The organism is Streptomyces sp. A2-16, assembly GCF_018128905.1.
Classification (GTDB): domain Bacteria; phylum Actinomycetota; class Actinomycetes; order Streptomycetales; family Streptomycetaceae; genus Streptomyces.
The window spans coordinates 3,801,708-3,816,392 of record NZ_CP063808.1 but is presented as its reverse complement, the minus strand read 5'-3'; the positions used below and the strand labels follow the sequence as shown (position 1 = coordinate 3,816,392).

Genomic DNA, 14,685 nt, shown 5'->3' with positions numbered 1-14,685 from the left:
TCGAGAGGGAGCGTACGACTTCGGGTGCGATCGAGGTCCCCCTCGTGCGGACGCTGTGCGGGCGGTGGCGCGGTCGTCGACACCGCAACTGAACCGAATGACTGCCTCCGCCGTGTCCGTATTGATGAAATGAGGCATCTTCACAAGAACCGCACGGAACCGTTCGCATCCGGACCTCCTCGAAGGGCGTTGGTGTGATCCTCAAGGGGCGGACCGGGGAACGGAAAAGACTCGACGGCCTGGTGGCGGCCCTGCGGGACGGGCTGAGCGGTGTGGTGGTGTTCCGGGGCGACGCCGGCATCGGCAAGACGGCGCTTCTCGACCACGCCGTCGTACAGGCCGCGGACCTGAAGGTGCTGGCGGTCGCGGGTGTGGAGGCCGAGTCGGGTTTCCCGTTCGCGGCGCTGCATCGGCTGCTGGTGCCGCTGCTGGGCGACCTCACGCAGCCCGGCGCGTTGCCGACGGCCCAGCACGACGCCCTGCGGGTGGCCTGCGGACTGGCCGACGGTCCGCCCGCGGACCGGTTCCTGGTGGGGCTCGCGACCCTGAACCTGCTCGCCGAGACCGCCCGGGGACGGCCGGTGCTGGTCTGTGTCGACGACACTCAGTGGGTCGACGAGGAGTCCCTCGCGGTGTTCGCCTTCGTGGCCCGCCGGGTGCACGCGGAGGGCGTCGGACTGCTGCTGGCCGCCCGGACCGGGTTCGAGGTCCCGGCTGGCCTCCCGGTGACCGAAGTGGAGGGTCTGGAGGAGGAGTTCGCCCTGGAACTGCTGCGGGAGGCGGTGGGCGGCCCGGTGGACGTCCGGGTCGGCGCCCGTATCGTCGCCGCCACCGCGGGGAATCCGCTCGCGCTGGCCGACCTCGGCCGGGAGCTCTCCGCCGACCAGCTCTCCGGTTCCCTGGCGTTGCCCGAACCGCTGCCCGTGGGAAGCAGGTTGGAGGCGCACTACCGCGACCGGATCCGGGCGCTGCCCGGCCCGACCCGCACCTGGCTGCTGCTGGCGGCGGCCGAACCCGCTGGGAACCTCGCCTACGTAAGTGCCGCCGCCCACCGGCTCGGCAGCGGTCCCGAGGACTCCGAACCGGCGGAGGCCGCGCGGCTCGTCGTGCTGCGCCAGGGGGTCGCGTTCCGGCATCCGCTGGTGCGGTCCGCGGTGTACGGGGGCGCCACGAGCGTCGAACGGCGGCGCGCGCACCGGGCGCTGGCCGAGGTGACCGACCACCCGGCGGACACCGACCGGCGGGCCTGGCACCGGGCCGCGGCGACGATCGGGGCGGACGAGTCCGTGGCGGCGGGCCTGGAGGAGGCGGCCGACCGGGCCGGGGCGCGCGGCGGTTACGCGGCCCGTGCCACGTTCCTGACCCGGGCGGCCGAGCTGACACCGGAGGGCGCCGTGCGCACCGGGCGGCTGCTCGCGGCGGCAGAGGCCGCGCTGACCGCCGGGGCACCGCTCCAGGCCGAGTCACTGCTCGACGCGCTCGACGTCGGGCTGCTCGGCGACGTCGGACGGGGCCGGGCGCTGCTGGTGCGCGCGCACGCGGTCGCCCTGCTGGGGGACGCGGGCTCGTTCGCCCGGGCCCCCGTGCTGTGCCTGCGTGCCGCGCGGGCACTCGCCGAGGGCGCGCCGGCGCTGGCCCAGGACGCCCTGCTGCGGGCCGTCGACCGGTCCATCACCGCCGAACATCTCATGCGGGACACGACGGTCGCCGAGATCGCCCGCGCGGTGGACGACCTCGTCCCGCGCACGGGGCCCGCGACCGGTGTCGACCTGGTGCTGCGCGCCTACGCCGTCCTGGTCACCGAGGGCTACGCACGCGCGGTGCCGCACATGCGGCGGGCGCACGCGATGCTCCTGGACCCGGACACGAGCGACGAGGACGTGCTGCGCGCGTTCCTGCCCACCGTGACCCTGTCGATGATCCTGTGGGACGAGGCCGCGCAGAGCGCGGTGATGGAGCGTGCCGTAGAGGCGGCCCGCGCAACGGGCGCCCTGCATCAGCTGGACAGCGCCCTGTACTGCACGGTGATGCACGAGACGATCCTCGGCCATCTCTCCCTCGCCGACGACCTGCACGCGCAGGGGCACCAGATCCGCTCGGCGATCGGCGCGACCGACGACATGTGGGAGCTGTACCGGCATCCGGAGCTGCTCGCCTGGCACGCCGACGCCGACGACCTCCAGGGTGTGCTGCGGGGTTCGATGGAGGCCGGGACCTGGCTGGGCAACGGCGCGGTGGAGTCCATCGCCCGGATCGGCACGGTGATCCTCGCTCTCGGGAACGGCGACTACGCGCAGGCCCGTGCGGTCACGCACGAACTGGTCGAGCACGACCTGATCGGCTTCCACTCGCGGCTGCTGCCGCCGCTGGTGGAGGCCGCCGTCCGCTGCGGTGACCGGGTGCTGGCCACGGCCGCGCTGCGCACCCTGGACTCCCGGGCGAGCGCCACCGCGACCCCGTGGGCGCTGGGCCTGCTGGCCCGCTGCCGGGCCCTGCTCGCCCCGGTGAGCGACGCCGAGGAGCTGTACCGGGAGGCGATCACCCTGCTGTCCGGGACCCGGGCGCGATCCGACCTGGCGATGGCCCACCTCCTGTTCGGTGAGTGGCTGCGCCGCCGCAAGCGCCGCAGGGACGCCCGGCACCAACTGCGCACCGCTCTTGCGATGTTCGACGACATGCGGGCCACGGCCTACGCGTCCCGGGCCGCGACGGAACTGGCCGCCACCGGGGAGCACCCCCGGCGGGGCACGGCCCGGGCCGCGAGCGCGCTCACCCCGCAGGAGCTGACCATCGCCCGGCTCGCCAGGGACGGCGCCACCAACGCCGAGATCGCCGCCCGGCTGTTCATCAGCGCGAGCACCGTCGACTACCACCTGCGCAAGGTCTTCCGGAAGCTCGACGTCACCTCCCGCAGACAGTTGACGCGGGCACCCGGCCTCTGAGCCGGGTCACGACTACGCGTTCCACGGGGTTCGGGGCGCACGGCCCCGACCGAGGATCGACGGGTCGGACACGTCCCGCAGACGGGAGCACCCATGCCGTACGTCACCGCAGCCGACGGAGCCGAGATCTTCTACAAGGACTGGGGCACGGGCCGTCCCGTGGTCCTCAGCCACGGCTGGCCGTTGAACTCCGACAGCTGGGAGGCGCAGCAGCTGTTCCTCGCCTCCCACGGCTTCCGCGTGATCGCCCACGACCGGCGCGGCCACGGCCGTTCCACCCAGACCTGGCACGGCAACGAGATGAACACCTACGCCGACGACCTCGCCGCCCTGGTCGACACCCTCGACCTGCGCGACGTGACCTTCGTCGGGTTCTCCACGGGCGGCGGCGAGGTCGCCCGCTACGTGGGCCGGCACGGCACCTCCCGGGCCGCCCAGCTGGTGCTGGTCTCCGCCGTGCCGCCGTTCATGCTCAGGACCGACGACAACCCGGGCGGGGTGCCGATCGAGGTGTTCGACGCGATCCGCGCGGGTTCGCTCGCCGACCGCTCACAGCTGTACCGGGACCTGGCCGACGGACCGTTCTTCGGCAACAACCGACCCGGCGCGAACGTGTCCGAGGGCATCCGGGCCGCCTTCTGGCAGCAGGGCCTGCAGGCCGGTCACCGGGGCGCCTACGAGTGCGTCGCCGCCTTCTCCGCCACCGACTTCCGCTCCGACCTGGACGCCTTCGACGTGCCCACGCTGGTGATCCACGGCGACGACGACCAGGTCGTGCCGTTCGAGGTGGGCGGCAAGGCGTCCGCCGCCCGGGTCAAGAACGCGACCCTCAAGGTCTACGCGGGCGCCCCGCACGGCATCACGGACACGCACAAGGACCAGCTCAACGCCGACCTGCTCGACTTCCTCAACTCCTAGGAGTCATCGGATGGTTCCCGAAAGCCACCCCCGTCGGCGCGTCCTGGCGGGCGGGCTGCTCGCGGCCGGCGCCGTCGCGCTCGGCAGCCCCGCCACGCCCGCCTCGGCGGACTCCCGCACCGGCGGCGCCAGACCGACCGCGGTCCTGGTGCACGGCGCGTTCGCCGACGCGTCGGGCTGGAACGACGTCGCCACCCGCCTGTTGAAGGCCGGTTACGACGTCATCGCCCCCGCCAACCCGCTGCGCGACATCGCGGGCGACGCGCAGTACGTGGGCAGCGTCGTCGACACGATCCCCGGCCCGGTGATCCTGGTCGGCCACTCCTACGGCGGCGAGGTCATCACCAACGCCGGGCGCGGCCGGTCGAACGTGAAGGCGCTCGTGTACGTCGCCGCGTTCGCCCCGGCGGAGGGAGAGAGCGCGCTCCAGCTGTCGGGGCAGTTCCCGGGCAGCCGGTTGCCGGACGCCCTGCTGACCCGGCCGTACCCGGTACCGGGCAGCTCGGAGCCGGGCATCGACGCCTATGTCGACCCGGCGAAGTTCCACGACGTCTTCGCCCAGGACCTGCCGCGCGCGGTGACCCGGGCGATGGCGGTGACCCAACGCCCGGCCAGTGTGGGCGGGTTGGGGGCGCCCAGCGGCGTACCGGCGTGGCAGTCGCTGCCGTCCTGGTACGTCATCCCGACCGCCGACCGGGTCATCCCGCCCGCGGTCCAGCACTTCATGGCGAAGCGCGCGAAGAGCCGGGCCGTCGAGGTCAAGGGCGCCTCGCACGTCGTGATGATGTCGCACCCGGACGCCGTCGTCCGGCAGATCGAGGCAGCCCGGCGCGCCACTCACTGACACCCCGCGAGGAGGGGCCATGAGCACCCCGGACACCATCGTCCTGATCCACGGCTTCTGGGTCACCCCGAGGAGCTGGGAGCACTGGATCGCCCACTACGAGAAGCGCGGCTACCGCGTCCTCGCCCCCGCCTACCCGGGCTTCGAGGTCGAGGTCGAGTCCCTCAACGCCGACCCGACGCCGATCGAGAAGGTCACCGTCCCGCAGATCGTCGAGAGCCTGGAGGCCGTGGTCGGCGGCCTGGACGAACCCCCGGTCCTGATCGGCCACTCCGCCGGGGGCGTGTTCGTGCAGCTCCTGCTGGACCGCGGGTACGGGGCGGCGGGCGTGGCCCTGAACTCGGCGCCCACGGAGGGCGTCGCGGTGCTGCCGCTGACCCAGGTCAAGGCGGCCTTCCCGGTCCTGAGGAACCCCGCGAACCGGCACCGGGCGGTGGCCCTGACCTTCGAGCAGTGGCACTACGCGTTCACCAACACGTTCCCCGAGGAGGAGTCCCGGGCGCTGTACGAGCGGTACGCCGTCCCGGCCTCGGGGAGCATCTTCTTCGACAGCGCGCTCGCCACCCTGCGTCCCGGCCACCAGAGCACCTACGTCGACTACGCCAACGACAGCCGGGCTCCCCTGCTGTTCGTCGCGGGTGAGCACGATCATCTGATGCCGCCGAAGGTGCAGCGGTCCAACGCCCGGCACTACACGTCGCGCACCGTCACCGAGATCGAGGAGTACGCGGACCGGCCGCACCTCCTGCCCGCCGCGCCGGGCTGGGAGGAGATCGCCGACCACGTCCTCGACTGGGCGCTGTCGCACGCCGAGTAGTCGGTGCGCCCGGGGGCGGACCGGCGCCGCCCCCGGGCCTTCCGGAAGGGATTCCATGACCGAGGCGCGCATCACCCATGTCGGCGGTCCGACCACGCTCATCGAGGCGGCGGGCTGGCGGCTGCTGACGGACCCCAGGTTCGACCCGCCGGGCCGCCGTTACTCGTTCGGCCTGGGCACCTCCTCCCGCAAGACGGCAGGACCGGCGCTCGAGGCTGCCGAACTCCCGCCGCTGGACGCGGTGTTGCTGACGCATGACCACCACGCCGACAACCTCGACACGGCCGGACGCGCCCTGCTGCCCGGCGTGGGCACCGTCCTGACCACACCGTCCGGGGCCGGCCGGCTCGGCGGCAACGCCCGCGGCCTCGGCGCCTGGACGACCTGGCGCCTGGAGTCACCGGGCCGCCCCACCATCGAGGTCACCACCACCCCGGCCCGCCACGGGCCGCCCCTGTCCCGTCCGTTGGTCGGGGAGGTGACCGGCTTCGCGCTGCGCTGGGAGGGCCAGCGGCACGGCGCCCTGTGGATCACCGGCGACACGGTCCTGTGTGCCGGAGTGCGCAAGGTGGCCCGACGGATCGACGTGGGTACGGTGCTGCTTCACCTCGGCGGGGTGCGCTTCCCCCTGACCGGGCCGGTCCGCTGCACGATGACCGCGGCTCCCGCGCTCGAACTGTGCGCCCAGCTGCGCCCGCACACCGTGCTGCCCGTGCACTACGAGGGCTGGTCGCATTTCCAGGAGGGCCTGGAAGGCATCGACGCGGAACTCGGCCGCGCCCCCGCCGACCTCCGCGCCCGCTTCCGCCGGCTGACCCCGGGCGTCCCGCTGGAGCTCCCCGTCTGACCTACTCGACCAGGTCCAGCGCACGCTCCCACCCGAACTCCGCGCCCTCGCCGCCCTGGTAGGGGTGTCCGAACCGCACACCCATCCCGCGCAGCCGGATCAGGCTGTCCTGGTAGGCGGGGTGACCGGCGAGGTCGTCGGAGACACAGGGCAGGACGCCGATCGGGACGCCCCGGCCGGCCACCTCACACAGCGTGCCCACGGCGAGGGTGTCGGCGATGCCCGCCGCCCACTTGTTGATCGTGTTGAAGGTGGCCGGAGCGACCACGACCGCGTCCGGGTCGGGGAAGGGCCGCGGCTCGCCCGGGCGACGCCACGCGGAACGGATCGGGTGACCGGTCTGCGCCTCGACCGCGGCCGTGTCGAAGAAGCCGTTCATGGCGGTGGGCGTGGCGATGACCCCGACGCGCCACTCGCGTTCCTGGGCGGCGGTGATCAGCTTGCCGACGCCCGCCGCGATGCCGGCGGCGCAGACGACGACGTACAAGAAGGGCGGTATCGCGTCCTGTTGGCTCACGCCAGGACCCTACTGAAGCGGGAAGGACAGCCCCCGCTCGGACTCGGGGCGGGGTCCGTGGATCCGGCGATCCTTCTCCTCGATGGGCACGTCGTCGATGCTCGCCTCGCGCCGGGTCATCAGGCCGTGCTCGTCGAACTCCCACAGCTCGTTGCCGTACGACCGCCACCACTGCCCGTCGGTGTCCTGGCACTCGTACTGGAAGCGGACCGCGATGCGGTTGCCGTCGTAGGCCCACAGGTCCTTGCGCAGCGCGTACTCCCGCTCGCGCGCCCACTTCGCGGTGAGGAACTCGACGATCGCGGCGCGGCCGGTGACGAAGGTGCCGCGGTTGCGCCACACGGAGTCCTCGGAGTAGGCGAGCGCCACCCGCTGCGGATCGCGGGTGTTCCAGGCGTCCTCCGCCGCCTGGACCTTCTGGGCGGCGGTCTCTCGGGTGAAGGGCGGCAGGGGCGGGCGGTCGGTCATGTCTTCCTCCTGGACAGTCGCGGAGAACGTGCGTTCTCCGGATGGCTGCTACCGTAGGAGAACGCACGTTCTCACGTCAAGGAGTGGTCGTCCATGGACAGCGCAGTGGCCCGCGAGCGGGTGCTGGACGCCGCCGAGGAGCTGTTCTACGGACGGGGCATCCAGTCCGTCGGCATGGACGAGATACGCGGTGCCTCCGGGGTCTCCCTCAAGCGGCTCTACCAGCTCTTCCCGGCGAAGGAGCAACTGGTGGAGGCCTATCTGGAGCGCCGGGACGGCCGCTGGCGGGGACGGCTGGCCGAGTTCGTGGAGCGCCGGGCGGACCCCGTCGAGCGGATCCTCGCGGTCTACGACTGGCTGGAGCGGTGGTTCGGCGAGGACGGCTTCCGCGGCTGCGCCTGGATCAACTCGTACGGCGAACTGGGCGCGACCTCGGACCGGGTGGCGTCCCGGGTCCGGGCGCACAAGGAGGCGTTCGGGGACTATCTCGCCGCACTCGTGACCGACGCCGGGCGGCCCGCCGCGTTGGCCGGACCGCTCTTCCTGCTCGCGGAGGGCGCCATGGTGACGGCGGGCATCACCGGCAGCACACGCCCTGCCGCCGAGGCACGGGAGGCGGCCCGGCTGCTGCTGGACCGCTGAGCCGGGCGAGTGCCCTCACCTCGGGGCGGGCCCTGGCGGGTGAGTCCGCCGCATGCCATGACGGCGGTCACGCGGCAGACGATCCAGGCCTTCAAGGAGGCGGGGACGGAGAGGTGGTGCATCGGGACGCCGAGCAACACCGTCTCCGACGTGGACGTCGGCCTCGTGGTCGCTCCGGGGCGGTTGTGGCGGGTCGGGCTCGGGGTGCCCGGCCCGCCTCGCCGGTTCAGCTCACCGTCTCCGCCACGGTGATGGCGGCGACGGGGCAGGCCCGGGCGGCCTCCCGGGCCATGGGGTCGCCGCCGCCGTCCTGCCTGCCGGGCAGGAGCGTGCTGAAACCGTCGTCGTCCTGGGTGAAGACGCCAGGGGCCGCCAGGGCGCACTGTCCCGCCCCGATGCAGACGTCCCTGTCGATGTGGATGTCCATGGGCATCGTCGGAGCCTCTTACCAGGTCACGGGGAGTTCCAGCATCCCCTGGATGGTGTCGCCGGGCTTGAACGGGATCTCCTCGACGGGGGCCGCGAGGCGGAGGGCGGGCAGCCGGTCGAAGAGGGTGCGCAGGGCGATCTCCAGTTCGGCGCGGGCCAGGTTCTGGCCCAGACACTGATGGATGCCGAATCCGAACGCGATGTGGTGCCGGGCGGGGCGGTGCCAGTCGAGGGTGTCGGGGTCGGCGTAGACGTCCTCGTCGCGGTTGACGACCGAGGTCGAGAAGACGACGCCCTCGCCCGCGCGGATCGTCGTCCCGGCCACCTCGATGTCCTCCAGCGCCATCCGCAGCAGCCCGTCGGCGATCGACAGCATCCGCATGAGTTCCTCGACCGCGTCGGGGATCAGCGTGGGGTCGGTGCGCAACTCGGCCAGCCGGTCGGGGTGCTGGAGGAGGGTGAAGGTGCCCAGCGAGATCATGTTGGCGGTCGTCTCGTGGCCGGCGACCAGCAGGATGATCGCCAGGGCGATCAGTTCCTCGCGGGTCAGCTCCCCGTCGCGCAGCTGCCGGTGGACGAGTTCGTCGAGCACTCCGTCGCCGGGCTCCGGCTGTTTCTGTTTCCGGTCGATCAACTCGTCGAAGTACTCCTCGAGTTGGTCACGGGCGTCCATGACGTCGTCGGCCGTGGGGCCGCGCAGCAGCCGCCGGGACTGTCCTTCGAAGAAGTCGTGGTCGCTGTAGGGCACGCCGAGCAGGGCGCAGATCACGGTCGAGGGGACGGGCAGCGCGAAGGCGCTCACCAGTTCCGCGGGCGGCCCCTGGGCGATCATCGCGTCGATGCGCTCGTCCACGATCTCCTGGATGCGCGGGCGGAGTTCGACGGCCCTGCGGAGGGTGAAACTGGGGACCATCATGCGGCGCTGGACGCGGTGCTCGGGGTCGTCGACGCCCAGCAGCGCGGTCTTCCGCTTCTTGATCGCCGCGAAGCGTTCCGTGGGTGCGGGGAAGCCGTCACGGGTGCGGTCGGTGGACAGGCGGGGGTCGGCGAGCAGGGCGCGGGCGGTGCCGTGTCCGGTGACCAGCCAGGCCTGACGGCCGTCGAAGAGGGTCACCTTGGAGAGCGGGCGGTCGGCGCGCAGGGGTTCGTAGGCGGTGGGCGGGTGGTAGGGGCAGGTCCGGTCCTGGGGGAAGGCGACGGGTTCCGTTTCCGTCATGGAAGACCTCGCAGACGAAGGGTGCGTCATGCAGATCTTCATTAGATGCCCAGGGCATCTATAGGGCGACGAGAAGTTCGGCCAGATCGGTGGCGGGGGCAATCTGGCCGAAGATCGTCGCCGTGGGACGGGGAAGCGGAGGGCGAGGCTCACGGCGTGACGGCCGTGCCAGGACTTCCGGCTGCCGCGGCCCGTCCGCCGACCTCGCTATCCGGCCATGCCACGCCCGGAGCATCCCCGCCCGGTCGGCCACGGTCGGCCGGTGCGCTCCCTGCGGGGCACCGGGCCGGCACCGGCGAGCGGGCCGTGCGGCGTGATGACGCGGCGTCGGCCGTGCGGATGGTGGGACGGGGTGAGCCCGCAGACCCCCGCGCGGCCGTCCTCGTTCCCTTCGGGCCGGCCCCGCCCGGAGGGCCGTGGGCGTCTTCGACCGGCATTCGCGGGGAACCCGGTGGGGATGTTTTTCGCGCGGGACGGTGTTCAAGTCCCGTGCGAGACCCCTGTAGCAGACGACGAGGAGACGGAAACCATGCCTCTTGAGGGCGAGTACGAGCCCAGCCCGACGCAGTGGGTACGTGAGCAGGTGGAGTTGTACGAGAGCTCCGGCGGCGCCGAGGGCAACACGCTCCTGGACACGGGGATGCCGGTCATCGTGCTGACGACCCGGGGCGCGAAGAGCGGCAGGATCCGCAAGACGCCGCTGATGCGGGTCGAGCACGACGGGCGGTACGCGGTGGTCGCCTCGCTGGGCGGCGCGCCCCAGCACCCGGTCTGGTACCACAACGTCAAGGCCGACCCGCACGTCGAGCTCCAGGACGGCCCGGTCAAGCGGGACTTCACGGCCCGCGAGATCACCGGCGCGGAGAAGGACGAGTGGTGGGAGCGGGCGGTCGCGGCGTACCCGCCGTACGCCGACTACCAGAAGAAGACGGACCGGGTGATACCGGTCTTCGTTCTGGAGCCCGTCGACGGGGACTGACCGCCCACCGATCGCCCGCCGGAAAAATCTTCGAGCGGGGACGCATGGACCGGCTCGGGCCGGGCACCCGTGCGTCAGGCCCCGCCGCGTTCCCCCGTCGCGGCGGGGCTTTCTCGTGCCTCCGCGGCCGGCCGGTCGGTCACGTCGAGGAAGATCTGGTCCGCCTCGGACACCATCCGGGCGACGGACCGCTTGATGCGTACGGCGACCTCCTCGACCCGCTCGCTGTCCAGCCCCGGCACCAGGTCCACCCGGGCGGCCACCAGCAGCGAGTCCAGCCCCATCTTCATCGTGAACAGCGCCTCCACGCTGTCGATCTCCGGCTGCGCGTCCAGCAGTGCCCGGATCCGGGCACTGGCCTCCGGGTCGGCGGCCTCACCGATGAGCTGCCCCTTGGCCTCGCGCCCCAGCCGGTAGGCCACGTAGACGAGGAGCGCGCCGATGGCCAGCGAGGCGGACGCCTCCCACACGACCTGCCCGGTGACCATGTGCAGCGCCATGCCGATCATGGCCAGGGTCACACCCAGCACCGCCGTGCCGTCCTCGGCGACGACCGTGCGCAGGGCGGGGTCGCGCATGCCCTGGGCGGCCCCGCCCTGCTTGTGCACCTGGTGCAGCGCCCGCATCAGCGAGACCCCCTCGGCGACGAAGGCCACGGCGAGCACGATCAGGCCGGCCACATAGCCGCTCAGCTTCTCCTCGGCGCCGTTGCGGAGCGCCTCGATGCCCTGGAAGAACGAGAAGCAGCCGCCCATCACGAAGATCCCGACGGCCGCGATCAGCGACCAGAAGAACCGCTCCTTGCCGTAGCCGAAGGGATGGCGCCGGTCGGCGGGACGGCGGCTGCGGCGCAGCGCGGCCAGCAGGAAGACCTCGTTGAGGCTGTCCGCGACGGAGTGCGCCGCTTCCGACAGCAGTGCCGGCGAGCCCGCCAGGAAGCCTCCCACGGCCTTGGCGACCGCGATCACCAGGTTCGCCGCGAGTGCCACCAGCACCGTGACACGTGTTTTCCGGTCCGCGTTTTCGTTCGTCGATGTCCCGCTCACCCACGCCGACTGCCCGGCTCCAGGGCACTCACACCGTGCCGACTCGCGAAAACGGGGAACGCGTCCACCAGGACAGGCTTCAGACAGGAGGAAGCATGAGCAGCGCCGACGACGGCAACAGCGCGCTCGGCCACAAGGCGTTCAAACGGTCCAAGAGCCATTTCACGGACCGCGTCACCGCCGACGGCCGGGACGGCTGGCCGGTGGAGGCCGGCCGTTACCGTCTGGTGGTCAGCCGCGCGTGTCCCTGGGCGAGCCGGGCGGTGATCTCGCGGCGGCTCCTCGGGCTCGAGGACGCGCTCTCCATGGCGATCACCGATCCGATCCAGGACGACCGCAGCTGGCGGTTCACCCTGGACCCGGACGGCCGCGACCCGGTGCTCGGCATCCGCTACCTCAGCGAGGCCTACGACCGGCGGGAGAGCGACTATCCGGGCGGGGTGAGCGTGCCCGCACTCGTGGACGTTCCCAGCGGGAAGCTCGTCACCAACGACTACCAGCAGCTCACCCTGGACCTCGCCACCGAGTGGACGGCTCTGCACCGCGAGGGAGCACCCGACCTGTATCCGCAGGCGCTGCGCGACGAGATCGACACGGTGATGGCGGACGTCTACGAGGACGTCAACAACGGTGTGTACCGGGCGGGTTTCGCGAGCGGCCAGGAGGAGTACGAGGAGGCGTGCGCGGGCGTGTTCCGCCGGCTCGACCTGCTCGCACCGCGGCTGGCGGAGCAGCGGTATCTCGTCGGGGACACCATCACCGAGGCGGACATCCGCCTGTTCACCACACTGGTACGTTTCGACGCCGTCTACCACGGTCACTTCAAGTGCAACCGCTGGAAGCTGGCGGAGAACGAGGTGCTGTGGGCGTACGTCCGCGATCTCTACCAGACGCCGGGCTTCGGTGACACCGTCGACTTCGACCACATCAAGCGGCACTACTACCAGGTGCACACCGGTATCAACCCGACGGGCATCGTGCCGCTCGGGCCGGACCTGGCGGGCTGGCTGACGCCGCATCACCGTGAGGAGCTCGGCGGCCGTCCGTTCGGCGACGGGACCCCGCCGGGGCCGCCTCCCGCGAAGGAGCAGGTTCCGGAACCAGGTCGCCCCTGATCGACCCCGATCAACGACCCACTCGACCAAGGAGACCCACATGGCCAAGAAGAAGAAGTTGAAGCTCCCCCTCGCCTACCAGCCCGTCGGGTTCGTTCTCGGCTGGTCCGGTGGCTGGCTGGCGGGCCTCGCCTTCCGCAAGACGTGGATGGCGCTCCGGCACGAGGAGGACGCGCCCGACGCCCTGGACAAGGACCGCGGATGGGGGGAGATCCTCCTGGCGGCCGCGATCCAGGGCGCCATCTTCGCCGCGGTGCGCAGCGCCGTGGACCGCACGGGGGCGAAGGCCATCGAGCGGTCCACGGGCGTCTGGCCGGCCTCCGAGAAGGGCGGCCGCGACTGACTCAGCCCTGCTTGGGCGCGGTCGGAGTGACCAGGCGCACGGTGAAGGAGTGTCCGGCGGGGTCGGCGTACCCGCGTTCCTCGAACGGCCCCGAGGCGTCCTTCGTCTCCAGTGGGCGGCCGCCGAGCTCCACCACCTTGCGCTCGACCGCGTCCAGGTCCTCCACCACGAAGTCGATGTGGGCCTGGAGGGAGTTCTCGGGGCGGGGCCAGCTCGGCGGTGTGGCGTTCACGTCACGGCGGAACGCCAGCCGGAAGCCGTCGGCTCCCCTGATCTCCACGCGGTTGGCGGTCGCGCCCGTCTCCTCGGCCTCCAGCAGCTCCTTGTAGAACACGGCGAGTTTCTCGGGCTCGGCACAGTCGAGCACGACGACCCCCGCTATCACCAGTGCCATGTCTCCTCCGAAGGGTATGGCCGCGGGTGCCTGCGCCCCGCGGCCTGTACCTTGCGGATATCCCGGCACGGCCGATTCAGTCGGCGACCAGCCACTGTCCGTCCCGCATCAGCTCACGCCCGGTGAGCTCATTGGCCTCCCGCCATGCCTGCACCCGCAGCGGACGGACCCGGAAGTACAGGTAGGGCGTGGTGAGTTGCCGGGGGTCGAAGCCGGTCCCGGAGGCGAACCGGTCGCCCTCCTCCTCGCTCAGCTCGGCCTGGGTGACGGTCTCGGCGGTGCCTTCGATCATCACCACGTCCCGGGTCGGCCCGAGGCCGAGGCGCACCCGGCCGGTCGCCTTCAGATTGCGGCCCGTGGGGCTGGCCGCCGGGGTGGCGAGGAGAAGCGTGGAGCCGTCCCAGAGGAACGAGAGCGGAACGAGATACGGCACCCCCGAGCCGTCGTCGGGGGCCGTGGCGACCCAGACGTCCTCGTCGTGCTCCAGTCGGTGCAGGGTGTCCTGCTTGCGCTGCTCGGCGGGGCGGGGCGGCTGCGGGGCCATCGGTGTGCGTCCTCCTGCTGGATCATCAGCTGACCGGACCAGTCTGGCCGTTCGGACCGGGTTCCACCTCGGCCTTTCGACCTAGGGCATGGCGCAGCGTCACCGCGTGCGGCCCGAAGCCCTGGCGCTCGTAGAAGCGGATCGCCTCCAGGTTGGCCGCGTAGGCCGCGACCTCCGCGTGCCCGGCCCCTCGCGCCTCGGCCCAGGCCAGGAACTCCTCCACCAGCCGGGCGCCGACGCGGGCGCGGCGATGGGCCGGTCGGACGTACAGGCCGTTCAGCACGGCCGACTTCACGGGCCGCACGGCCGAGGGTTCGGTCAGGGTCCCCGTCAGATGGCCGACCACCTCGCCCTCGTGAACCACCACCAGGACCAGCCGTGCCGGATCCGCCAGGGTGTCCGTGTACGACGCGGCCCCGTGCTCGCGCGGCCAGTCGGCGTTGACGCTCGTGTCCCTGGTTCCGGCGTCCTCGGCGAACAGGCCCGCGCTGGAGGCGACGAGCCCCGGGATGTCGTCGGGGCGGGCGCGGCGGACGGTCAGGTCTTCGTCGGTGGTCATGGCGCGCACGCTAGCGGCCGGCACTGACAGTGGACTTCCTGGACAGGTGTCCAGCTATAGTGGAC

17 protein-coding genes are annotated in these 14,685 nt (G+C 72.1%); 9 read left to right on the top strand and 8 right to left on the bottom strand.

Translation table 11 applies throughout. From position 1 onward, the window contains the following. Positions 1–194 precede the first annotated feature (194 nt). The 5 genes from IOD14_RS17180 (at position 195) to IOD14_RS17160 (ending at position 6,368) form a co-directional block, all read left to right on the top strand. Positions 195–2,942 (top strand): LuxR family transcriptional regulator, encoded by a 2,748-nt coding sequence (locus tag IOD14_RS17180; protein WP_212670690.1) that lies wholly within the window; start codon positions 195–197, stop codon positions 2,940–2,942. 93 nt (positions 2,943–3,035) lie between these two features. Beyond that, positions 3,036–3,860, top strand: a complete 825-nt coding sequence (locus IOD14_RS17175; RefSeq protein WP_212670689.1) for an alpha/beta hydrolase — start codon at positions 3,036–3,038, stop codon at positions 3,858–3,860. Between the two features lie 10 nt (positions 3,861–3,870). Next, entirely contained in the window at positions 3,871–4,704 is an 834-nt protein-coding gene (locus IOD14_RS17170; RefSeq protein WP_212670688.1) for an alpha/beta hydrolase, read from the top strand. 19 nt (positions 4,705–4,723) lie between these two features. Further along, positions 4,724–5,521 (top strand): alpha/beta fold hydrolase, encoded by a 798-nt coding sequence (locus IOD14_RS17165; protein ID WP_212670687.1) that lies wholly within the window; start codon positions 4,724–4,726, stop codon positions 5,519–5,521. 55 nt (positions 5,522–5,576) lie between these two features. Further along, positions 5,577–6,368: an MBL fold metallo-hydrolase gene (locus IOD14_RS17160; RefSeq protein ID WP_212670686.1), complete on the top strand. Its 792-nt coding sequence runs from the start codon at positions 5,577–5,579 to the stop codon at positions 6,366–6,368. Position 6,369: 1 nt separating this feature from the next. On the opposite strand, the gene IOD14_RS17155 is transcribed toward IOD14_RS17160, so the two are convergent. Both IOD14_RS17155 and IOD14_RS17150 read right to left on the bottom strand, forming a co-directional pair. Continuing rightward, positions 6,370–6,885, bottom strand: coding sequence for a flavoprotein (locus tag IOD14_RS17155; RefSeq protein ID WP_123993593.1), 516 nt, complete (start codon positions 6,883–6,885; stop codon positions 6,370–6,372). A gap of 9 nt (positions 6,886–6,894) precedes the next feature. After that, positions 6,895–7,353 (bottom strand): nuclear transport factor 2 family protein, encoded by a 459-nt coding sequence (locus tag IOD14_RS17150; protein WP_212670685.1) that lies wholly within the window; start codon positions 7,351–7,353, stop codon positions 6,895–6,897. 93 nt (positions 7,354–7,446) lie between these two features. Here IOD14_RS17150 and IOD14_RS17145 point away from each other — a divergent pair, with 93 nt between their 5' ends. Beyond that, positions 7,447–7,995, top strand: coding sequence for a TetR/AcrR family transcriptional regulator (locus tag IOD14_RS17145; RefSeq protein WP_123993594.1), 549 nt, complete (start codon positions 7,447–7,449; stop codon positions 7,993–7,995). Between the two features lie 226 nt (positions 7,996–8,221). On the opposite strand, the gene IOD14_RS17140 is transcribed toward IOD14_RS17145, so the two are convergent. Further along, positions 8,222–8,422, bottom strand: a complete 201-nt coding sequence (locus IOD14_RS17140; protein WP_123994848.1) for a ferredoxin — start codon at positions 8,420–8,422, stop codon at positions 8,222–8,224. An 18-nt stretch (positions 8,423–8,440) separates the two neighbouring features. Further along, positions 8,441–9,640, bottom strand: a complete 1,200-nt coding sequence (locus IOD14_RS17135) for a cytochrome P450 (RefSeq protein WP_212670684.1) — start codon at positions 9,638–9,640, stop codon at positions 8,441–8,443. 529 nt (positions 9,641–10,169) lie between these two features. Here IOD14_RS17135 and IOD14_RS17130 point away from each other — a divergent pair. Next, on the top strand, positions 10,170–10,619 hold the full coding sequence (locus tag IOD14_RS17130) for a nitroreductase family deazaflavin-dependent oxidoreductase (protein WP_123993596.1): 450 nt from the start codon (positions 10,170–10,172) through the stop codon (positions 10,617–10,619). 74 nt (positions 10,620–10,693) lie between these two features. Here the strand turns inward: IOD14_RS17130 and IOD14_RS17125 are convergent, their stop codons facing one another. Then, a complete protein-coding gene (locus IOD14_RS17125; protein ID WP_123993597.1) occupies positions 10,694–11,665 on the bottom strand; it encodes a cation diffusion facilitator family transporter in 972 nt (323 codons plus the stop codon). 95 nt (positions 11,666–11,760) lie between these two features. Between IOD14_RS17125 and IOD14_RS17120 the strand changes: the two genes are divergently transcribed. Continuing rightward, the gene (locus IOD14_RS17120) at positions 11,761–12,780 is read left to right on the top strand and encodes a glutathione S-transferase C-terminal domain-containing protein (RefSeq protein ID WP_123993598.1); all 1,020 of its coding nucleotides are present in this window, start codon (positions 11,761–11,763) and stop codon (positions 12,778–12,780) included. A 40-nt stretch (positions 12,781–12,820) separates the two neighbouring features. Beyond that, positions 12,821–13,123: a DUF4235 domain-containing protein gene (locus IOD14_RS17115; protein WP_123993599.1), complete on the top strand. Its 303-nt coding sequence runs from the start codon at positions 12,821–12,823 to the stop codon at positions 13,121–13,123. 1 nt (position 13,124) lies between these two features. Here IOD14_RS17115 and IOD14_RS17110 read toward each other — a convergent pair whose 3' ends face one another. The 3 genes from IOD14_RS17110 to IOD14_RS17100 all read right to left on the bottom strand — a co-directional run bounded on the left by IOD14_RS17110 (position 13,125) and on the right by IOD14_RS17100 (position 14,620). Beyond that, positions 13,125–13,517 carry a VOC family protein gene (locus IOD14_RS17110; RefSeq protein WP_123993600.1) on the bottom strand — a complete coding sequence of 131 codons (393 nt, stop codon included), beginning with the start codon at positions 13,515–13,517 and terminating at the stop codon, positions 13,125–13,127. A 76-nt stretch (positions 13,518–13,593) separates the two neighbouring features. Continuing rightward, positions 13,594–14,061 carry a pyridoxamine 5'-phosphate oxidase family protein gene (locus tag IOD14_RS17105; RefSeq protein ID WP_123993601.1) on the bottom strand — a complete coding sequence of 156 codons (468 nt, stop codon included), beginning with the start codon at positions 14,059–14,061 and terminating at the stop codon, positions 13,594–13,596. Between the two features lie 25 nt (positions 14,062–14,086). After that, positions 14,087–14,620: a GNAT family N-acetyltransferase gene (locus IOD14_RS17100; RefSeq protein ID WP_123993602.1), complete on the bottom strand. Its 534-nt coding sequence runs from the start codon at positions 14,618–14,620 to the stop codon at positions 14,087–14,089. Positions 14,621–14,685 lie beyond the last annotated feature (65 nt).